General features: G+C 74.2%; 9 protein-coding genes. 4 read left to right on the top strand and 5 right to left on the bottom strand.

Annotated elements, in window-relative coordinates; genetic code table 11:
- Together QSK34_RS04685 and QSK34_RS04680 are read right to left on the bottom strand one after the other, a co-directional pair.
- Window positions 1–5,409, bottom strand: coding sequence for a type I polyketide synthase (locus tag QSK34_RS04685; protein ID WP_285580263.1), 5,409 nt, complete (start codon window positions 5,407–5,409; stop codon window positions 1–3).
- Window positions 5,399–13,792 carry a type I polyketide synthase gene (locus QSK34_RS04680; protein WP_285580261.1) on the bottom strand — a complete coding sequence of 2,798 codons (8,394 nt, stop codon included), beginning with the start codon at window positions 13,790–13,792 and terminating at the stop codon, window positions 5,399–5,401. Before QSK34_RS04680 ends, QSK34_RS04685 begins: the two co-directional genes overlap by 11 nt.
- Before the next feature lie 309 nt (window positions 13,793–14,101).
- Here QSK34_RS04680 and QSK34_RS04675 point away from each other — a divergent pair, with 309 nt between their 5' ends.
- A complete protein-coding gene (locus QSK34_RS04675; protein ID WP_285580258.1) occupies window positions 14,102–14,653 on the top strand; it encodes a hypothetical protein in 552 nt (183 codons plus the stop codon).
- An 8-nt stretch (window positions 14,654–14,661) separates the two neighbouring features.
- Window positions 14,662–16,032, top strand: a complete 1,371-nt coding sequence (locus QSK34_RS04670; RefSeq protein WP_285580256.1) for a condensation domain-containing protein — start codon at window positions 14,662–14,664, stop codon at window positions 16,030–16,032.
- A gap of 29 nt (window positions 16,033–16,061) precedes the next feature.
- Here the strand turns inward: QSK34_RS04670 and QSK34_RS04665 are convergent, their stop codons facing one another.
- The 3 genes from QSK34_RS04665 to QSK34_RS04655 are packed head-to-tail and all read right to left on the bottom strand — an operon-like array spanning window position 16,062 to window position 18,982.
- Window positions 16,062–17,264 carry a pyridoxal-dependent decarboxylase, exosortase A system-associated gene (locus QSK34_RS04665; RefSeq protein ID WP_285580254.1) on the bottom strand — a complete coding sequence of 401 codons (1,203 nt, stop codon included), beginning with the start codon at window positions 17,262–17,264 and terminating at the stop codon, window positions 16,062–16,064.
- The gene (locus QSK34_RS04660; protein WP_285580252.1) at window positions 17,261–18,721 is read right to left on the bottom strand and encodes an AMP-binding protein; all 1,461 of its coding nucleotides are present in this window, start codon (window positions 18,719–18,721) and stop codon (window positions 17,261–17,263) included. Before QSK34_RS04660 ends, QSK34_RS04665 begins: the two co-directional genes overlap by 4 nt.
- Before the next feature lie 3 nt (window positions 18,722–18,724).
- Window positions 18,725–18,982 (bottom strand): phosphopantetheine-binding protein, encoded by a 258-nt coding sequence (locus QSK34_RS04655; protein WP_161478422.1) that lies wholly within the window; start codon window positions 18,980–18,982, stop codon window positions 18,725–18,727.
- Between the two features lie 191 nt (window positions 18,983–19,173).
- Here QSK34_RS04655 and QSK34_RS04650 point away from each other — a divergent pair, with 191 nt between their 5' ends.
- Together QSK34_RS04650 and QSK34_RS04645 are read left to right on the top strand one after the other, a co-directional pair.
- Window positions 19,174–20,736: a condensation domain-containing protein gene (locus QSK34_RS04650; protein ID WP_285580248.1), complete on the top strand. Its 1,563-nt coding sequence runs from the start codon at window positions 19,174–19,176 to the stop codon at window positions 20,734–20,736.
- Window positions 20,733–21,623 carry an LPD16 domain-containing protein gene (locus QSK34_RS04645; RefSeq protein ID WP_285580246.1) on the top strand — a complete coding sequence of 297 codons (891 nt, stop codon included), beginning with the start codon at window positions 20,733–20,735 and terminating at the stop codon, window positions 21,621–21,623. The genes QSK34_RS04650 and QSK34_RS04645 overlap by 4 nt, the downstream gene beginning before the upstream one ends.
- Window positions 21,624–21,627 lie beyond the last annotated feature (4 nt).

Genomic DNA, 21,627 nt, shown 5'->3' with positions numbered 1-21,627 from the left:
TCACCCCTCGTTGTCGATGAGCGCGAAGATCTCCTCGTCGGAGGCCGAGTCGATCCGGCCGGCCACGTCGTCCGCGTCGCCCGCCTCACGCGTGGCGTCGGCGGCGGTGAAGCGGTTGAGGCCGTTCTGCAGGATCGCGACGACCTTGTTCCTGATCGCGTCTCCGGCGGCTGCCGTGATCATCGATTCGACGTGTTCCAGCGCGCCGCGCAGTATCTCCACGGGCGAGTTGGTGGCCGGGGCGAGGGTCTTGAACAGGTAGTCGGTCAACGCGTTCACGGTCGGGTGGTCGAAGACCAGCGTGGCCGGGAGCAGCAGGCCGGTCTCGGCGTTGAGCCGGTTGCGGAGTTCGACCGCGGTGAGCGAGTCGAAGCCGAGTTCGCTGAAGGCCCGGTCGACGCCGACGCCGGCGGGATTTCCGTGCGCCAGGACGGCCGCGACGTGGGCGCGGACGGTGTCGGTGAGCAGCCGCAGCGCGTCGGGCTCCGACAGCCCGGCCAGCCGTTCCCCGAGCCCGCCGGACGGGCCCGGCCCGGCCGCCGGTCCTCCGGCGGCGACCCGGCGCGGGAGGCGGACCAGGCCGTGGGCGATCGGGGGCAGGTCTCCCGTCTCGGCCCTGGCCCGCAGCCCGGCGGTGTTCCATCGGGCCGCCACGACGAGCGGTTCCCGGCTGCCGAGCGCCGCGTCCAGGAGGTCGAGGCCCTGCTCGACGGTGAGCGGGGCGATGCCGGCGCGGGCCAGCCGGGCCGTGTCGGCCTCGGACAGCGTGCCGGACATTCCCGATTCGGTCTCCCAGAGCCCCCACGCGATCGACACGCCGGGCAGGCCCGCCTTGCGGCGGTGCGCGGCCAGGGCGTCCAGGAACGTGTTCGCGGCGGCGTAGTTGCCCTGGCCCGGGTTGCCGAGCACGCCGGCCAGCGAGGAGAACAGCACGAAGGCCGACAGCGGCAGGCCTCGGGTGAGCTCGTGCAGGTGCCAGGCGGCGTCGGCCTTGGGCGCGAACACGGTGTCGAGGCGGGCGGGGGTGAGCCCGTCGACGGTGGCGTCGTCGAGCACCCCGGCCGTGTGCACGACCGCGGTGAGCGGCCGGTCGGGCGGGACGAGCGCGAGCGCGGCGGCCAGCGCGTCCGGGTCGGACACGTCGCACGCGGCGACGGTCACCCGGGCTCCGTAACCGCCGAGCTGGGAGACGAGCAGCCCCGCGCCGGGCGCGTCCAGGCCGCGCCGGGAGACCAGCAGCAGATCCCGTACGCCGTGCCGCTCCACCAGCCGCCGGGCGACCAGGCTGCCCAGGCCGCCGGTGCCGCCGGTGACCAGCACCGTGCCCTCGCTGAGCCCGGCCGCCGGTCCGGCGGTCCGGCGGGCCAGCCGGGGGGCCAGCAGGACGCCGTCACGGGCCGTCAGCTGCGATTCGCCCGCCTCCACCGCGGCGGCGACCGAACCCCAGGCGGTGAAGTCGGGCTCCGCGTCCAGCAGGACGAACCTGCCGGGGTGCTCCGACTGCGCCGACCGCACCAGGCCCAGCACGGCGGCGCCGGCCAGATCGTCGGCGCGGATGCGGAACACCAGGCGCGAACCGGCGAAGCGGTCGCCCGACACCCAGGTCTGGATCAGGTCGAGCGCCTGTCCGGACAGTTCGCGCACGGCCGCCGGCACATTGCCGTCGCCGCTGGTCAGGGTGGTCACCACGAACACGGGCACGGGTTCCAGCGACGCGAGGTGGGCCGGCTCCGGGAACGCGAACCCGGATCCGTTCCCGGCCGGCCCGCTCACCTCCACCCAGTCCACGCCGTGCGGCACCGGGCCGGTCGAGGCGGCCAGCGCGGACGCCGGGACCGGCCGGGCCCGGAGCGACTCCATCGAGAACACCGGCCGCCCCAGGTTGTCGGCCGCCTGGACGGCGCACCCGTCGGCGTCGACGGAGGTGAGCCGGACCCGCAGGCGGCGCGCCCCGGCGGCCAGCAACCGCACGCCGCGGAACTCGAACGGGAGGCGGAGCTCACCGGCGGCGGTGTCGGCCAGCAGCACGGGGTGGAACATCGCGTCCAGGAGGGCGGGGTGGACGCCGTACCCCGTGACGTCCTGGTCGTCGTCGAGGGCGACCTCGGCGAGCAGGTCCTCGCCCTGCCGCCAGAGGGCGCGCACGGCCTGGAAGGAGGGGCCGTACTCGTAGCCGAGGTCGGCCAGCCGCTCGTAGCCGCCGTCGACGGGGAGGGGGACGGCGTCGGCGGGAGGCCATTCGGCGGCCCAGGCGGCGGCCGTCGCCGGGGCGGGCGCCGCGCTGACGAGGCCGGAGACGTGCCGGGTCCAGACGGCCTCCGGCTCGCCGGCGGGCCGGGAGTAGACCCGGATCGGGCGGGGGCCGTCGGCGTGCTGGAGCACGACCTGCACGTCGACCGCGCCGCGGGAGGGCAGCACCAGCGGCGCCTCGAACATGATCTCCTCGATCGTGTCGCAGCCGATCCGGCCGCCCACGTCGAGCACCAGGTCGACCAGCGCGGCGCCGGGCAGCACGGCCGAGCCGAGCATCACGTGCTCGCCCAGCCAGGGGGCGGACGAGACGGCGAGCCGGCCGGTGAGGATCGTGGTGCCGTCGTCGGCGAGGTCGACGGCCGCGCCCAGCAGGGGGTGGCCGGCGTCGCGCAGCCCGGCCGAGGTCACGTCGCCGGTGCGGAGGAGCGAGCTGAGCCAGAACCGCTCACGGTCGAAGGCGTAGGTGGGCAGTTCCACGTGCGCGCCGCCGCCGGACAGCGCCGCCCAGTCGACCGGGACCCCGGTGACGGCCACCCGCGCGAGGCAGTCGACGAGCGAGTCGGGCTCGGGACGCTGCCGCCGGTGCAGTGAGGCGATCACCGTGCCGGTCCCGGTGACGCAGTCGTGCGCCATCCCGGCCAGCACCGCCTCGGGCCCGACCTCCAGGAAGGCGCGCACGCCCTCCGCCTCCAGCCGTTCGATCATCGGCTGGAACAGCACCGCGTGCCGGATCTGGTCCAGCCAGTACGACGGCCGGGTCCAGGTGGCGTCGCCGCCCAGGTTGGTGGCGGCCGGGATCTGCGGTTCGGTGAACAGGGCGGTGCGGAGTTCGGCCTCGAACGCGGCCAGCATGGGCTCCATCAGCGCGGAGTGGAAGGCGTGGCTGACCGGCAGCCTGCGAGTGCGGCGGCCGAGTTCGCGCCAGCGCGCCCCCACCGCGAGCGTCGCCTCCTCGGGGCCGGACACGACGACGGAGGCGGGCCCGTTGACAGCCGCGACGCCGACCTGGCCGGTCAGGCCGGGCCGTACCTCGTCGACGCCCGCCTCGATGGCGACCATCGCGCCGGGCACGTCCAGCGCCTGCATGAGCCGCCCCCTGGCGGCGATCAGCCGGGCCGCGTCGGCGAGCGACCAGACGCCGGACACGTGCGCGGCGGCGAACTCGCCGACGGAGTGGCCGGCCACGAAGTCGGGGGTGACACCGAGCGATTCGAGCAGCCGGTAGGCGGCCACCTCGTAGGCGAACAGCGCGGGCTGGGTGTAGCGGGTCTTGTTCAGCAGCGCCGCGTCCGGCGTGCCGGGTTCGGCCCACATGACCTGGCGGAGCGGCCGGTCCAGGTAGCGGTCCAGGGCGGCGCAGACCTCGTCGAGCGCGGCGGCGAAGACGGGTGAGGCGGCGGCCAGTTCGCGGCCCATGCCGGCCCGCTGGCCGCCCTGTCCGGTGAACAGGAACGCCAGCCGGGGGCGGTCCGGCGCGGTGCCGGTGATCCACTCGTTCTGGAGGTGGCCGCCGAGGCGGGCCAGCAGGGCCTCCCGGTCGTGGCCGACGACGACGGCGCGGTGTTCGAACCTGGCCCGCCGGGTCGCCAGGGCGTGCGCGACGTCGGCGGGGGTCATCGTCGGGTCGGCGCTGACCAGCCGGTGCAGCCGGGCGGCCTGTTCGCGCAGCGACGTGGCGGTGCGGGCGCTGAGCGGCCACGCGTGCGGGGCGCCGGCGACCGCGGGGGCCTGGATCGGCGGTTCCGGCTGCTCGGGGGCCTCTTCGAGGATGACGTGCGCGTTCGTGCCGCCGATGCCGAACGAGGAGACGCCGGCCCGGCGCGGGCGGCCGTCGCGGAACCAGCGGCGTGCGCTGGTCAGCAGCCGGATCCCGGCGCCCTGACCCGCCTGGTCGAGCTGGGTGATCTGGTTGTCGGCGTCGTCCGCGTGCAGCGTGCGGGGCAGCACGCCGTGCCGCATCGCCAGCACCATCTTGATCATGCCGGCCACCCCGGCGGCGGCCTGGGAGTGGCCGATGTTCGACTTCACCGAGCCGAGCCAGAGCGGGCCGTCCTTGGAGCGGCCCTGCCCGTACGTGGCGAGCAGCGCGCCCGCCTCGATCGGGTCGCCGAGCCGGGTGCCGGTGCCGTGCGCCTCGACGGCGTCGACGTCGCGGGTCTCCAGCCGGGAGTCGGCGAGCGCCTGCTCGACGACCTTCTCCTGGGCCGGGCCGTTCGGGGCGGTGAGCCCGTTGCTGGCGCCGTCCTGGTTGACGGCCGAGCCGCGGATGACGGCCAGCACGCGGCGGCCGCCCCGGCGCGCGTCCGACAGCCGCTCCAGCAGGAGCATGCCGGCGCCCTCGCCCCAGGCCACGCCGTCCGCGTCGGCGGAGAACGACTTGCACCGCCCGTCGGGCGCCAGCGCGCGCTGGCGGGAGAACTCGACGAAGGAGTCGGGCGTGGCCATCACGGTGACGCCTCCCGCGAGGGCCATCGTGCACTCGCCGCGCCGCAGCGCCTGCACCGCCAGGTGGATGGCGACCAGCGAGGAGGAGCAGGCCGTGTCCACCGAGATCGACGGGCCCTCCAGCCCGAAGGTGTAGGACACCCGCCCCGGCAGCACGCTGGGCGCGCTCGACACCAGCAGCGTGCCCTCGACCCCCTCGGGGACCGCCCCGTCGGTGAACCGCGAGGAGTAGTCGCTGTACATGTTGCCGACGTAGACCCCGGTGAGGCTGCCGCGCAGCGTGGCCGGGTCGATGCCGGCTCGCTCGAAGGCCTCCCAGGAGGTCTCCAGCATGAGCCGGTGCTGCGGGTCGGTGGCCAGCGCGGTGCGCGGGCTCATCCCGAAGAACGCGTTGTCGAAGTCGCCCGCGTCGTAGAGGAAACCGCCGTGCCGGGCGTACGACCGGCCCATCGCCTCGGGGTCGGGGTCGTAGAGACCCTCGACGTCCCAGCCGCGGTCGGCGGGCATGTCGCCGATGGCGTCGCCGCCCGCGGCGACCAGGTCCCACAACTCCTCCGGGCTGGTGACCCCGCCCGGATAGCGGCAGGCCATGCCGACGATCGCGATGGGTTCGTGCCGGCGGTCGTCGCTGTCGCTGAGCCGTTGCCGGGCCTCCGCCAACTCGACGATCGCGCGCTTGAGATATTCGCGCAGTTTGTCCTCAGTCGCCATGTTCGGACCTTTCCGGTGAGGACCTCAGGAATGACGCCTTGGCCCGGTCGTCGAGCAGCGCGAAGATCTCCTCGTCCGAGGCGGAGCTGAGCCGCTCCGCCGCGTCCGCGGTGCCGCTCGGCCACCCTCGGAGCCTGGTGGTCGGGGCGGCCCCGAAGGTTTCCAGGCCGCTCTGCAGAATCGCGACGAGCTTTTCGCGGAGGGAGTCTCCGTCGCCGTTGGCGGCGGCGACCATGGACGCGACCTGTTCCAGCGCGGCGCGCAGCGTGTCCTCGGCGGTGGGCGCGGCGGGCGCCAGGGTGTGGAACAGGTGGTCGGCGAGGGCCTCGACGGTGGGATGGTCGAAGATCAGCGTCGGCGAGAGCCGCAGCCCGGTCTCGGTGGTGAGCCGGTTGCGCAACTCGACGGCGGTGAGGGAGTCGAAGCCGAGTTCGCTGAAGGCGCGGTCGACGCCGATGCTGCTCGCGGCGCCGTGCGCCAGGACGGCGGCGACGTGCGCGCGGACGACGTCGACCAGGCGGGCCCGGGCGTCGTCCGGGGTGAGGCGGGCCAGGCTCTCGGCCAGGCCGCCCGTTCCGGTCGCCTGCTCGGCGCCCTTCCCCGCGGTCCGGCTCGGGGCGCGGACCAGGCCGCGCAGCGGCGGGGGCAGTTCCCCGGCCGCCGCCCTCGCGCGAAGCCCGGCGCGGTCCCAGGTCGCGGCCACCAAAAGAGGGTCCTGCGTGGTCAGTGCCGCGTCGAAGAGCTCCAGGCCCTGTTCGGTGCTCATCGGAGCGATGCCGGCGCGGGCCAGGCGGGCCGTGTCGGCCTCGGACAGCGTGCCCGACATCCCCGATCCGGTGTCCCAGAGGCCCCAGGCGACGGAGACGGCCGGCAGGTTCATGGCGTGGCGGTGGGCCGCGAGCGCGTCCAGGAAGGCGTTGGCGGCGGCGTAGTTGCCCTGGCCGGCGTTGCCGAGCACGCCCGCCACCGAGGAGAACATCAGGAAGGTGGTCGCCTCGGGGAGGAGTTCGTGCAGGTGCCAGGCGGCGTCGGCCTTCGGCGCGAACACGTTGTCCAGGCGTCCGGCCGACATGCCCTCGACGGTGACGTCGTCCAGGACGGCGGCGGCGTGGACGACGGCGGTGACCCGGTGGCCGGCGAGAAGTGTCGCCAGCCGGGTCCGGTCGGACACGTCGCAGGCGGCGACGGTGACGCGGGCGCCCCTGGCCTCCAGTTCGGCCCGCAGTTCGGCCGCGCCGGGCGCGTCGGGGCCGCGCCGGGAGACCAGCAGCAGGTCGTGCACGCCGTGCCGCTCGACCAGTCGCCGGGCGACCAGCGGGCCCAGCCCGCCGGTGCCGCCGGTGACGAGCACGGTGCCCGCGCCCAGCCCCTCGGTGTTCCCGGCGACGCTCCGGCGGGCCAGGTGGGGCACCAGGACCGTGCCGTCGCCCGTCACGAGCTGCGTCTCGCCCGCCGCCACGGCGGCCGCGGCCGCGCCCCAGGCGGTGAACCCCTCTTCCACGTCGAGCAGGACGAACCGTCCCGGATGCTCGGACTGCGCGGAGCGCACCAGCCCCCAGAGCGCGCCGCCCGCCGGCGACGTGCGCGCCCCCCGGGTGACGAACACCAGCCGCGAGGTGGCGAACCGGTCGTCGCCCACCCAGGCCTGGATGAGGTTGAGCGCCTGGTTCATGGCGTCGTGCGCGCCGTAGGGCAGGTCGTCGTCGTCCGCCGGGATCGGCGCCAGCACGGTGGCGGGGACGCCGCCGACGGACATCTCCGCGACGGACACCAGGTCATAGCCGCGTGCCGCGACCACCCCGGCCGCGTCCAGCGCCGCGCCGATCTCGTCGGCGAACTCCTCCAGCCCGACGACGGCCCAGCGCCGGTCGCTCAGGTCGGCGGCCGGCGTCTCCGCCGCGACCCAGTCGAGGCCGTACATCTGCGCGGCGGGCCGCGTCGCGCCCCGGGGCACCCTGCGCAGATGGAGCGCGTCCGCCTCGGCGATCGGGGAGCCGGTGCCGTCGTAGATCGTCAGGGAGTCGCCCGACAGGCGCACCCTGAGCGCGTCCGCGCCCCGGGCGGACACCCGCACCCCGGTCCAGGAGAAGGGCAGCAGCAGCGTGCCGGGGTCGCGCGCCTCGTCGGCGGCCTCCAGCACCAGGAGGTGGAGAGCCGCGTCCAGCAGCGCCGGGTGGAGGGTGAACCCCTCTCCACGCAGCGGCTCGGGCAGCGCGACCTCCACATGGGTGTCCGCGCCGGACCGCCAGGCGGCGCGCAGGCCCTGGAAGGCGGGGCCGTACTGGTAGCCGTGGTCGGCCAGCCGCTGGTAGGCGTCGGCGACGTCCACGGGCGTGCCGGGCGACCAGGCCGATGCCGGGGCCGGTGCCGTGGCCGACTGCGCGAGTGTGCCCGCCGCGTGCCGGGTCCACGGGTTCTCGGCGTCCGCGGCCGGGCGGGCGTGGATGGTGAACGCGCGCCGCCCCTGCTCGTCGGCGGGGGCGACCGCGACCTGGACCTCGACCGACCACGCGCCCCGCAGCGGCAGGGGCGCCTCGATCGTCAGCTCCTCGACCTCCTCGCAGTCCGCGGCGGCCGCGGCGGCCAGCGCGAACTCCAGGAACGCCGTGCCGGGCAGGATCGCCTCGCCGTCGACGGCGTGGTCGCCCAGCCAGGGCGCGCCGCCACGCGACACCCGCCCGCTGAGCAGGAACCCGTCGTCGGCCAGCGCCACCACCGTGCCGAGCAGGGGGTGGCCCGAGGCGCCCGGCCCCGCGGGGGCGTCGCCGTCGAGCCAGTGGCGGCTGCGCTCGAACGGGTAGGTGGGCAGCTCGACGTGGTGGCCCGGCCCGCCGCCGAGCGCGGCGGCCCAGTCGATCTCGGCGCCCAGCGTGTACGCGTGGGCGACCGCCGTCAGGAACCGCGCGAGACCACCCTGGTCACGCCGGAGTGTGCCGGTGGCCCCGCCCGGCCGGTCGGCCGCCGCCAGGGTGTCCTGGACGTGCCCGGTCAGCGTCGGATGGGGGCTGGCCTCGATGAAGACCGGGGTGCCCTCGAACGCCTCGATCGCCTGCTGGAAACGGACCGGGGTGCGGAGGCTGGTGAACCAGTAGTCGGCGGTGAGCTCGGCGGGGTCGATGAACGCGCCGTCGCGGGCCGAGCAGAACGCGACCTCGGTCGGGCGCGGCGTGACGTCGCCGAGCGTGGCCAGCAGCTCCTCGCGCAGCGCCGCGATGTGCGGGGTGTGCGCGGCGTAGTCGATCGCGACCGGCCGGGTCCGCACGGCCTCGCCGCACTCCGCCGCGTACTCCGCCAGCGCGTCCAGGTCGCCGGCGACGACCGTGCTGGCCGGGCCGCTGTACACGGCGGGCCACAACCGGCCGTCCCAGCGCGCCAGATCGATCCGGTCGGCCGGCAGCGACACGGCGAGCATGCCGCCGGTGCCGCCCAGCTTCATCAGCGCCTTGCTGCGTAGCGCCACGACCTTGGCCGCGTCCTCCAGCGACAGCGCCCCCGCGACGTACGCCGCGGTGATCTCCCCCTGCGAGTGCCCGACCACGGCGGTGGGATCCACCCCGACCGACCGCCACAACGCGGCCAGCGAGGCCATCACCGCGAACAGCACCGGCTGGATGACGTCGGAGCCCTCCAGCTCGGGCGCGCCCTCGGCCCCCCGCAGGACGTCCGCCACCGACCAGCCGGCATACGGCCTGAGCGCGTCGTCGCACCGGGCCAGGTGCTCCCGGAACACGGCGCTGGACGCCAGCAGCTCGACGGCCATCCCGGCCCACTGCGACCCCTGACCGGGGAAGACGAACACCGGCCGGGAGGGGCCCGCGGCGACGCCCGCCACCACGGCCGCGTGCGGCGTGCCGGCGGCGACCGCCGCCAGTGCTTCGAGGAGGTCCGCCCGGTCCCGCGCCACCACGACCGCGCGGTGCGCGAAGGCCGCCCGCCGCGCCAGCAGCGGTCCGGCCGCGGCCAGATCCTCATCGGCGGCGGCCTCGGCGAACGCGCCGAGGCGCACCGCGTGCTCCCGGAGCGCGCCGCCGGTCTTCGCCGACAACACCCAGACCAGCGGGGAGGTGGCGGAAGTCGGGGAGCTCGCGGAGCTCGCGGAGCTCGCGGAGCTCGCGGAGCTCGCGGAGCTCGCGGAGCTCGGGGCGACCGGCTCGCGTTCCAGGATGACGTGGGCGTTGGTGCCGCTGATGCCGAAGCTGGAGACGGCCGCCCGGAGCGGCCGGTCGCCCGGCAGGCCGACCGGTTCGGTGAGGAGGCGCACCCGGCCCGCCGACCAGTCGACCTGGGTGGTGGGCTCGTCGGCGTGGAGGGTGCGCGGGAGGGTGCGGTGCTCCAGGGACTTGACCATCTTGATCAGGCCGCCGACCCCGGCCGCGGCCTGGGTGTGCCCGACGTTGGACTTCAGGGAGCCGAGCCAGACCGGCCGGTCCGGATCGCGGTCCGCGCCGTAGGCGGCGATGATCGACTCGGCTTCGATCGGGTCGCCGAGCCGGGTTCCCGTGCCGTGCGCCTCCACCGCGTCCACGTCGGCGGGCGACAGGCGGGCGTCCGCGAGCGCCTGGCGGATGACGTCGCGCTGGGCCTGGCCGCTCGGCGCGGTGAGGCCGTTGCTCGCGCCGTCCTGGTTGATCGCGCCGCCGCGCAGGACGGCCAGGACCGGGTGGCCGTGCCGGACCGCGTCCGACCGCCGTTCGAGCAGGAGCATGCCCACGCCCTCGCCCCAGCCGGTGCCGTCGGCCTGGGCGGAGAAGGCCTTGCAGCGGCCGTCGGCGGCCAGGCCGCCCTGCCTGCTGAACTCGACGAACAGCCCGGGGTTGGACATCACGGTCGCGCCCCCGGCCAGCGCCAGCGAGCACTCGCCCCGCCGCAGCGCCTGCATGGCCAGCACGATCGCGACCAGCGACGACGAGCACGCCGTGTCGACCGTGATCGCGGGGCCGCGCAGGCCCAGCGTGTAGGCGATCCGGCCGGAGGCGACGCTGAGGGCGGTGCCGGTCAGCAGATGGCCGTCGGCGACGCCGGTGGGCCGGTGCAGGCGCGGCCCGTAGTCGGAGGACATCGCGCCGACGAAGACGCCGGTGGGGGTGCCGTCGAGTGTGGCCGGGTCCAGGCCGGCCCGTTCGACGGTCTCCCAGGAGACCTCCATCAGCAGCCGCTGCTGGGGGTCCATGGCGACCGCCTCGCGCGGGCTGATCCCGAAGAATCCGGCGTCGAACAGATCCGCGCCGGTGAGGAAGCCGCCGTGGCGGGTGTCGCTGGTGCCCGACAACGCGTCGAGGTCCCAGCCCCGGTCCTCGGGGAACGCGCCGACGGCGTCGGCCCCGGCGCGCACGAGCCGCCACAGCTCCTCGGGGGTCGTCACGCCGCCGGGGTAGCGGCAGCCCATCGCGACCACCACGATCGGGTCGCCGTCGGGGCCGGTCGGCTCGGCCGGGGCGGCGGCGACCGTGCCGCCGCCGGTCAGCGTGTACAGATGGTCGGCCAGCCGGTCGGGCGTCGGGTGGTCGAACAGCAGCCCGGTGGGCAGCCGCGTCCCGAGCGCGGCACGCAGCCGGGCCCGCAGGTCCTCCGTGGCCGCCGAGTCGAAACCGAGGTCCTTGAACGTCCGGTGCGGCTCCACGCCCGTGCCGTCCTGGTGCCCGAGGACACCGGCGGCGGTGGTGAGCACCAGGTCGCGGATCTCGCGCCGCGACAGCCCGGCGGGCGCGTCGCCCGTCTCCGGACCGGCCGTCGTGACCACCGGGGAGGAGGAGCGGGGCACGATCGCCGCCTGGCCGTGCCGGCGGCGCTGGAACGGGTAGGTCGGCAGGTCGATCCGCCGGGCCGAGGCGTCGCCCCGGGCCGCCCAGTCGACGGGGGCCCCCGCCGTGTACGCCTCGGCCAGCGACCGCGTGAACCGGTCGGTCCCGCCCTCGCCGCGCCGCAGCGACCCGACGACCGCGACGTCCCGCTCCGCGTCCTCGGCCGTCTCCGCGACGCCCCCGCCGAGCACCGGATGCGGGCTGCACTCGACGAACAGGGCGGCGCCCAGGTCGAGCGCCGACCGGGTGGCCTGCGCGAACCGGACCGGCTGCCGCAGATTGCGGTACCAGTACCCGGCGTCGAGCCCGGAGGTGTCCATGGGCTCGCCGGTGAGGGTGGAGACGAACCGGATCGCCGAGCGCACCGGCCGGATCGGCGCCAGCGCGGCGACGACCTCGTCGCGCACGCTCTCGACCTCGGGCGAGTGGGAGGCGTAGTCGACCGGCAGCAGCTTGACCCGGTGCCCGTCGGCGGCGAGCCGCTCCCCCAGTCCGGCGAGGACCGCGCGCGGCCCGGACACGACCGCCGAGCGCGGGCCGTTGAACGCCGCGACGCCCACTTCCGGCGATAGCGGGCGCACGGCCGCCTCGACGACGTCGAGCGGCGCGGCGACCGACATCATGCCGCCGCGCCCGGCGATCCCGGCGATGGCCCGGCTGCGGAGCGCCACGACCCGCGCCCCGTCCGCCAGGCTCAGCGCCCCGGCGACGGTGGCCGCGGCGATCTCGCCCTGCGAGTGCCCGAGGACCAGGTCGGGTTCGACGCCGTTCGCCCGCCACAACCCGGCGAGCGACACCATGACCGCCCACAACGCCGGCTGCACCACGTCGACCCGGTCCAGGCCGGGGGCGCCGGGCGCGCCGCGCAGGACGCCGAGGACGGAGTAGTCGACGAACGGCGCGAGCGCGGCCTCGCAGGAGGCGACGAGCGCGGCGAACTCCGGCGACCCGTCGAGCAGTTCCGCGGCCATCCCCGCCCACTGCGACCCCTGGCCGGGGAAGACGAACGCCCGCCGGCCGGAGACGACCGATCCGCTCACCACCGACTCGTCGGGCCGCCCGCCGGCGAACGCGTCGAGCGCCTCCCGGCGGCGCTCGCCGAGGACCACCGCCCGGTGCTCGAGGTGCGCCCGGGTCGTGACCAGCGAGAGCGCCACGTCGGCGGCGCGGACCGCCGGCTCGCCGTCGATCCGGTCGCGGAGGCGTCCGGCCTGCGCGCGGAGCGCCTCGGCCGACCGCGCGGAGATCACCCAGGGCGGTCCGGGGACGTCCGGGGAACCGGCGTCCGGAGACCCGGTGCTCGCCGGGGCCTCGGCGAGGACCAGATGGCAGTTGGTGCCGCCCATGCCGAACGAGCTGACGCCCGCGACCAGCCGATCGCCGGGGGCGGGCCACGGGCGGGAGGCCTGGACGACCTCAAGGGCCAGGTCGGCGAGGGGGATGTCCGGGTTCGGGCTCTCGAAGTGGAGGCTGGGCGGCAGCTCGCGGTTCTTGAGGCTGAGCACGACCTTGAGGAGTCCGGCGACGCCCGCAGCGCCTTCGAGGTGGCCGATGTTCGTCTTGACCGAACCGACCAGCAGGGGATGCCCCGGGGGGCGGGATCCGGCGTGGGCCCCGCCGAGGGCGGCGGCCTCGATCGGGTCGCCCACCTTCGTGCCGGTGCCGTGCAGCTCGACGTACTGGACCTCCTCGGGGGCGACCCCGGCCGAGCGGCGGGCCAGCGTGATGACCTCCTGCTGGGCGCGGGCGCTCGGCACGGTCAGGCCGTCGCCGCCGCCGTCGTTGTTGACGGCCCCGCCGAGGATCACGCAGTGCACCGTGTCGCCGTCGGCGAGCGCCGCGGCGAGCGGCTTGAGCACGACGAGCGCGCCGCCCTCGCCCCGGACGTAACCGTTCGCGCGGGCGTCGAAGGTGTGGCAGCGCCCGTCGGGGGACAACGCGCCGAAGCTGCCGATGGCGTCGGTCGTCCGGGCGAGCAGGTTCAGGTTGACGCCGCCGGCCAGGGCCAGGCCGGTCTCGCCCCGACGCAGGCTCCCGCACGCCAGCTCCACCGCCACCAGCGACGACGACTGGCCCGTGTCCAGCGTGAGGCTCGGGCCGCGCAGACCCAGGAAGTAGGAGACGCGATTGGCGATCATCGCCCGGTTGGCGCCGACGTAGGTGTGCCGCCCGGGTTCGCCGAGCAGGGCGGCGTGGTCGTTGGAGATCGCGCCGACGAACACCCCGGCCGCCGCGTCCCGCAGGGTGGTGGGGGCGACCCCGGCGTGCTCCAGCGCCTCCCAGGCGAGTTCCAGGACCAGCCGCTGCTGCGGGTCCATGGCGGCGGCCTCGTTCGGGGAGATCCCGAAGAAGGCGGCGTCGAAACCGTCCACGTCGTCGACGAACCCGCCCCGGCCGGGGGCGGCGGCGTCCGGCCACCGGCCGGCGGGGACCTCGGTCACCGCGTCCACGCCGTCCCGGAGGAGGCGCCAGAAACGCTCGGGGGTGTCCGCCCTGGGAAGCCGGCAGGAAAGGCCCACCACAGCGACCGGCTCGACCGACGAATCGCGCCGGGCGTCCGACTGAATCGAGTCCTGAACCATGAATGCGCCACCTCGAGCCGTAATATCCATACGGGGAAAACGATGGACACCAGCGTTATTCAAATGGTCACCACTGGAAGTTACTGCGACCCTACGGGCGGCTCCCCGCGCCGGGCCACGATCGCCTGCTGGCACCTTGTTGCCAGTAGCTAGTTGTCATCGCCGCCCGGCGGCGGCGCCTTGACACGACCGCACGCGCGAGCTCTGATGCTGGTACCACGCGCTATTTTCGACCGAAATCGAATAGACGCCCGCACGGAATTCATCTCTGGGGAGAACTCTTTGGGAGAAGAGGCCGGGTCGCGAAACGTGAGCCCGCCATTCGATCCGGCGATGGTCTGGGCCGCCTCGGCCGGGATCCTCCTGGTCGCCGGTGGCGTGCTGTTCCCGTTCCGGGGGATCGACGCGCTCGTGGGCGGGGTCTGGGCGGCCGGTCTGGTGGTCTGCGTGCTCCTGGTCGTGTCGCGGCGGACCGAGCCCGAACCGGTGTCGGCGCTGCGGTGGGGTTCGGCGGTCACCCTGGCCGGGGGTGGGGCCGCGCTCGCCGTCGGCGGCGACTTCACGCTGTTCCTGGCGGCGCAGGCGCTGCCGGTCGTCGTGGTGTCCGCCGCGGTGCTCCGGCCGCTGGCCCGCCGCACCGATTGGGTGCGGCCCCGGCTGGTCAGGGTGCGGCTCGCGTGGACCGTCGCGGGCTCCTACGCCGGCCTGGTCGTGTTCAGCCTGATGCAGGATCTGCGGGGGTTGCCGTTGATCCATCCCGACGTGGCGAGCCTGGTCACGCTGGGGACCATGTTCGAGATCGCCGTCGCCGTCGCCGTCTACGTGCTGTGGCTGGGACGGCAGTCCGTCACGAACCGCTAGGAGAACCGATGCCCGCCGACGCCCCCCTCAGCCACGGTCAGCTCTTCAGCTGGCGCGAGATCGAGCGATATCCGGACGACTGGATGCAGGACGCGAACCTCCCCATCGTCTGCGACCTGCGGGGGCTGCCGATGGCCCGGGTCGAGAACGCGCTGCGGGTGCTGATGGACCGGCACGAGCCGCTGCGCACCACCTATCACGTCGTGGACGGGCAGCCGGTCCAGCGGGTGCACGAGTCGGCGGAACTGCCGATCGAGCGGGTCGACCGGGTGGTCCGCGACTGGGAGGACCCCGAGGACACCAAGGACGAACTGTGCGCGCTGCCGTTCGCGATGGAGGGCGGCCTGTGCTGGCGCGGGCGCATGATCACCACCAACGGGTCGGCGGTGTTCCTCGCGTTGTCCTTCTCCCATCTGATCATGGACGTCTGGTCGATCAACCACCTGACCGACCAGTTCAGCGCCCTGATCGCCGACCCGGGGGCGGTCGCCGAACTCGGGCCGACGCCGAGCGAGCTGGCCCGCGAGCAGCGCACCGAGCGGTGGCGGGACCGGCAGGAGGCGTCGGAACGGTACTGGCGGCGCACCCTCGGCGACGTCCTGGCCGACCCGCTGCCGACGCTGCCGGCCAAGGTGAAGCGCGACCGCCTTGAGGTCACCCTGCACTCGCACCGCCTCGGCGGGCTGGCCGCGCTGGCCGCCAGAAGGCTCGGCGTGACCGCGCCCGCGCTGGTGATGGCGCTGGTCGCCGCGGGTCTGGCCCGCCACACCGACACCGGCAGGGTGACGATGAGCCTGATGGCCTCCAACCGGTTCTCGCCGGAACACCACCATGTGATCGGCACGATGAACCAGCTCATCCCGGTCGTCGCGACGGTCGACCCGGGAGCGCCGCTGGGCGAGCACGTCAAGCGCCTCCACTGGGCCGGGGCGCGGGCCTACCGCTACTCCTCCTACGACTTCGACCGGATCGCCGCGCTCGCCGCGGAGGTCGCCGCCGAGCGTGGCGTCGAGCTGGCGCACGACTGCTGGGTGAACCAGCTGTTCCGCTGCTGGTTCAACTACGTGCAGCTCGACCGCCGGGCGTCCGACGCCACCGCCGACACCCCGGCCGAGTTGTCGTGGACGCCGCTGGCGCAGCAGTACGGCCAGCCGTTCCGGGTCAGGGTGACGGTGGCCAACGGCCGGACCAGCATCTTCATGCTCGCCGACCCGGCGGTCATCCCGGCCGCGAGCATGGTCGCCATGCTGCGCACGATCGCGCACGGCGTCCAGGTCGCCGCGACGGCCCCGGAGACCGGCCTCAAGGACCTGTGGGACGTCGACCACGCGGGCCTGGCGCCGTCCCTGTTCCCCGCGACGGCGCCCCTGCCGGAGTGAGCGGTGCCGGGCCCGGCCCGGCACCCGTCTCACACCAGGATCTCGACCGGCGTGGGATGGCTGAGGAACGCGGTGGGGCTCGCCGTGAGGCCGTACGCGCCTGCCTGGAACACGACGACCAGGTCGCCGATCTCGGCTTTCGGGAGTTCCACCCGGTCGCCGAGCAGGTCGAGGGGTGTGCACAGGCGGCCGACCACGGTGACCGGCACGTCCGCGGGCTGGCCCATACGGGTGGCCACGGCCATCGGATAGTTGCGCCGGATCACCTGCCCGAGGTTCCCCGAGGCCGCCAGCTGGTGGTGCATCCCGCCGTCCACGACCACGAAGGTGGTGCCCCGCGATTCCTTGCGGTCCACGACCCGGGTGACGTACACGCCGGCCTCGCCGACCAGATAGCGCCCGAGTTCGATGACGACGCGGGCGTCGGGCAGCAGCGGGGTGACGCGCTCGTCCATGAGCCGCGCCAGGTTCTCGCCGATCGGCGCCAGGTCGAGGGGCCGGTCGCGGTGCGAGTACGGGATGCCGAACCCGCCGCCGAGGTTGAGGTACCGGATGGGCGGCGACACGTCGGCGAGCCCGAGGACCAGGTCGACGGTGCGCCGCTGCGCCTCGCAGATGTGGTCGGCGCGCAGGTTCTGCGAGCCCGCGAAGACGTGGAAGCCCTGGAAGTCGACGTCGTCGCCCAGCCGGGCGAGCACCTCGGGCACCCGTTCGGCGTCGATGCCGAACTGCTGCGGCCCGCCGCCCAGGCGCATGCCGGAGCCTCGCACCGTGAAGTCGGGATTGACCCGGATCGCGATCCGGGCGGGAACCCCGAGGGCGGCGCCGATCGCGCGCACCCTGGCCAGTTCGGTCTCCGATTCGAGTTCAACCGTCACGCCGGCCGCGACCGCCTGGGTCAGTTCCTCGACGGTCTTGCCCGGCCCGGCGAAACCGATCCGGCCGGCGGGCACCGGCGTGTCGAGCGCGTGCCGCAACTCCCCCGCCGAGGCCACGTCGAAGCCGTCGACCAGGCCGCTCAGATGCTGCAGCAGGGCGGGCATCGGGTTGGCCTTGACCGCGTAGCTCAGCTCGACTCCGGCGGGCAGGGCGGCGCGGACGGAGGCGACCCTGCGGGTCACGAGGGCGCGGTCGTAGGCGAAGAACGGCGTGCTCCCGGCCCGGGCGGCGAGCCTCCCGACGGGTATCCCACCGACGGTCAGCTCCCCGTCGCGGTGGCCTGCCCACGTCATCGCATCGCCCGGCGGCGCAGTTCGGCGCGGTCGAACTTGCCGTTTCCCGAGCGGGGCAACGCGTCGGCGAGGACGAACCGGCGCGGCACCATGTAGCGGGGCAGGTCGTGTTCCATCGCCCGGCGCAGCTCCTCGGGGGTGGTGGTGGCGGCGGTGAGCACGGCGTGCAGCGTCACCGCCTCGCCCAGGTCCTCGTCCGGCACGCCGACCGCGACGGCCTCGGCGACCAGGCCGGTGGCGTAGGCCGCCTCCTCCACCTCGGTCGGGCTCAGCCGGTAGCCGGAGGTCTTGATCATGTCGTCGGTGCGTCCGACGAAGTAGATGAAGCCGTCGTCGTCGCGGTAGGCGACGTCGCCCGACCAGACGGCGATCTCGTCGGCGCCGGGCGGGAACGGCCGGAACCGCGCCGCGGTCCGGGCCGGGTCGTTCCAGTAGCCGAGTGACACCAGCGGTCCCCGGTGCACGATCTCCCCCTCCTCGCCGGGGTCGCAGACCGAACCGTCCGCCCGTACGACCAGGACCTCCGCCCCGGGGATCGCCTTGCCGATCGATCCGGGCCGGCGGTCGATCTCCGCGGGGTCGAGGTAGGTGGACCGGAAGGCCTCGGTCAGGCCGTACATCAGGAAGGGGGTGGCCTGGGGGAACGTCTCGCGCAGCCGGGCCAGGGTGGTCGTGGGCAGCCGTCCGCCGGTGTTCGCGAAATAGCGCAGGTGCCGGGTCGCCTCGCCGGGCCATCGCTGGCCGGCGAGCTGGGTCCACAGCGGCGGCACGCAGGTCAGCGCCGTCACCCGGTGCCGGGCGCAGAGCCGGACGACGTCGCGGGGCAGCAGGTAGTTGACCAGCACCACATGGGCTCCGGCCAGGAACGTGGTGGTGAGCTGGCTCAGCCCGGCGTCGAAGCTCAGCGGCAGCGCCGCGAGGACCACGTCGTCGGCGGTGTGGCCGAGGTAACCGGCGACGCTCTCCGCGCCCGTGAGCAGGTTGCCGTGGCTCAGCACGACGCCCTTCGGCCGTCCGGTGCTGCCGGAGGTGTAGAGGATCGCCGCGATGCCGGCGGGGGCGGTCGCCTCGTGCCGGTCCGGCGTCCCCGCGCCCAGGTCCTCGATCAGCGACGTGCGCACCGAACCGGTCAGCGTGCGCGCCCGCTCGGCTGTGGTGAGCAGGAGCACGGCGCCGCAGTCCTCGATGACGTACTCGACCTGCCGCGGTTTGAAGAGCGGATTGATCGGGACGACGACCCCGCCGGCCGCCGCCACCGCGAAGATCGCCACGACCGTTTCGAGGCGCTTCTCCGCGTATATCGCGACCCGGGCGCCGGGCTCCAGCCCGCGCAGCCCCTCGGCCGCCCGCGCGACCCGGCTGCGCAGCTCGCGATAGGTGAGCGTCTCATCCTTGTACGTGACCGCCGCGTGGTCGTCGGCACCGAACCGCAGCAGGTCGTCCAGGCGCGTCAGCACGGCTCAGAGCCCGGCCCGCGCCGAGTCCAGCAGCGCCGACAGCCGGGCCCACAACGACCCCACCGTCGCGAACGTCTCCTCGTCGAGGATGTCGTCGGGCAGCTCCTGGTCGTACCCGTCCTCCAGATCGACCAGCAACTGCACCACTCCCATCGAATCCAGCCCGAGCGCGGTGAGATCGTCACCGGGGGCCAGATCACCCGGCCCGGCGTAGGGCAGATGCCGGCGGAGAATGGCCTGGAACTCGTGAGGTATTTCCATCACGGGTCTCCTCGAAATTGCTGCGCTGAATTACCGTGTTCAGCGTCATTGAATTCCGCGACACCTGTCAAGAAATGACTCTGGCAGCTTTATGCCGAAGACAACATGCCAGCGGCAGGTCAGGACGGCGGCCGTCTTCTCATTTAGCCTGAGTACGCTGAACCGTTCAACCGCAGGAGGCCGGGTCGCCGATGAACATGGATCTCGGCTGGGGTCAGCATTACATCTGGCTCCGCTACCACGAACTGCCGCCGGGCGCTCGCCACAATACACATATCATTCTGAATCTGGACATTCCAGCGGGCCTGACGATCCAGAACTGCCGGGCGGTTCTCAATCAGACGGTCCGCCGGCACGAGACGCTGCGCACCACCTACCACTTCGACCGCGACGGCGACCCCTACCGGGTCGTCCGCCCGCCCGGCCCGTGTCCCCTCGTCGTCCTGTCCGCCGAGAAGGACGGCACGGCCATGCCCGCCGAGGTCGTCGACCGGCTCGGCACGGCCGAGTTCGACATCGCCGAAGAATGGCCGATCCGGGTCGTCATCATCACCACCGAGGGCGCGCCCCGGCAGGCGGTGGTGGTGCTGAACCACCTCGCGGTGGACATGTGGACGGTCACGGAGCTGAAGCGCGAGATGTGGGCGAGCTGCGCGGGCGTGGTGGCCCGGCGGCCCACCGCCGTCGAACCGGTCCGGCACCGCCCCTCCGATCTGGTCCGGCACGAGGCGTCCCTGGACCCGGCGCCGGCGCTGGCGTACTGGGAGAAGGAGATCGAGGCCATGCCGGCCGACGGGTTCGGCGACCGCCGCCGGCCCGGACCGCCCGTGGAGACGCTGCGGGCCTCACTGGTCTCCCCGGCCCTGCTGGGGGCCGCGCAGCGGATCGCCGCCCGCCACCGGGTGTGGCCGTCGCAGGTCCACCTGGCGGCCTACACGGCGCTGATGGCCGCCTACACCGGCGGCCCGTCCTTCGACCATCTGACGTTCACCGGCAACCGCGAGAGCGGCCCGTACTCGAACGTCCTGACCTGCATGTTCTCCCCGCTGCTCATGCGCGTCGACGTGCGGGACGACCCGCCCTTCGCCGAGTTGCTGGCCCGCGTCGCCGACCGGTTCGAGCAGGCGCGGGAGCACGCCTACGTCCCCTACGGCGCGGTGGTCGAGCTGCTGGCCAGGAAGGGCGCCCGGCTGGCCTCGGAGTTCAACTTCATCAAGCAGCCCACCCTGGAGTCCCGCGCGCGGCGCAGCAGGGTCACCTGGCAGCCGGCGGCCGACGCCTACGGCACCGACACCTACGTCCGGGTCGACCAGTGGCGGGACTCCGTCGTGGTCGCGCTGCACGCCGCCTCCTCGGTCATGGACGGGGACGCCGTCGAGCGTTTCCTGCGCGCCCTGGAGACCGTGATCCTCACCTACGACGCGACGCCGGACGGCCTGCGGACCAGCGACGTCGCCGCACTGGCCGGCTTCGCCCCGGCGCCCGCCCCCGCCCGGCGGCACGACCTGCGGACCGTCCCGGAGCAGGGGGCGGTGGAGGCCCTGACGGCCGCCGTCGCCCAGGCGAACGGGCTCGCCGGCGTCGACCCGGACCGGAACTACGCCGGCGCCGGGGGCAGGGTCCTGCGGATCCCGCGGGTGCTCGCCCTGCTCCGGGACCTCGGATGGGCGGGAGTCACCCTCCACGAGCTCACCGGCGTCACGCCGCTGGGCACCCTGGCGGGCCAATTACTACAACCCGGAGTTCGATCATGACTGAACTGTCCACGGAGACCATAAGCAAGTTCCACCAGCTCGTCTCCTCGGAGCAGGAGCTTCGCACCGCCATCGACCGCGAACTCGCCACCGCGAACCTGGACGGGCTCGTCGTCATGGGCGGCCACTTCATGCTGTTCGAGGAGGAGGGCACCGGCAGGCTCGTCCCCGGCGTCCTGGAGGAGCAGTCGTCCACCACGATGCGCGACCGGATCGCCGGCCGGGTCGGGATCTTCCCCGGATACACCTGGCGGCTCTCGGTCGACCTGATCACGTCGTACGCGAAAACCGTCGCCGACGTCAGGCTGCTGCTGCTGATCAACGACTGGCAGTACGTCCCCACCGGCGGCCGTCCCGCCTCTGAGCTGCGTGCCGAGTTCCTCGACGGTTTCACCGCGCTGCCCGGCGGCTACGAGCGCATCCTGCGCGAGGCGGGGCTGGACGCGGGGAGCGTGCTGCCCAGCCGCAAACACCCGCTGGCGTTCCCGGAGACCTGGCTCAAGTACCGCTTCCAGAAGGCCGCCGACAAGTTCGTCAAGCAGGGGAAGCTCGAAAAGCGGGTGCTGGAGTCCGGCGCGAACGACACCGAGGTCTCGTTCCTGGACGAGTCGGGCAACTACCGCACCCTGATCAGCTGCGGCGTCACCGGCTGCGCCGGCGAGATCACCGAGATGATCTCCGAGGTCCACCGGGCCGGCTACCGGACCATCGTGATCTACGCCCCGGGCGAGTGCCTGTCCCCGGTGCGGACCGGGGTCGAGATCGCGCTCAGCCTCTACGGGCTCACCGGCATGACCGTCGTGATCGCCGACCCCGGCGGCAGCGGCGAGATGTCCACCGACGAGATCTACTCGAAGCTGGTGACGGTCAGCACCTTCCGGAGTTGAGGGG

The organism is Herbidospora sp. NBRC 101105, assembly GCF_030269205.1.
Classification (GTDB): Bacteria; Actinomycetota; Actinomycetes; order Streptosporangiales; family Streptosporangiaceae; genus Herbidospora; species Herbidospora solisilvae.
The sequence above is the reverse complement of the archived record's forward strand: the minus strand, read 5'-3'. Positions and strand labels throughout refer to the sequence as shown.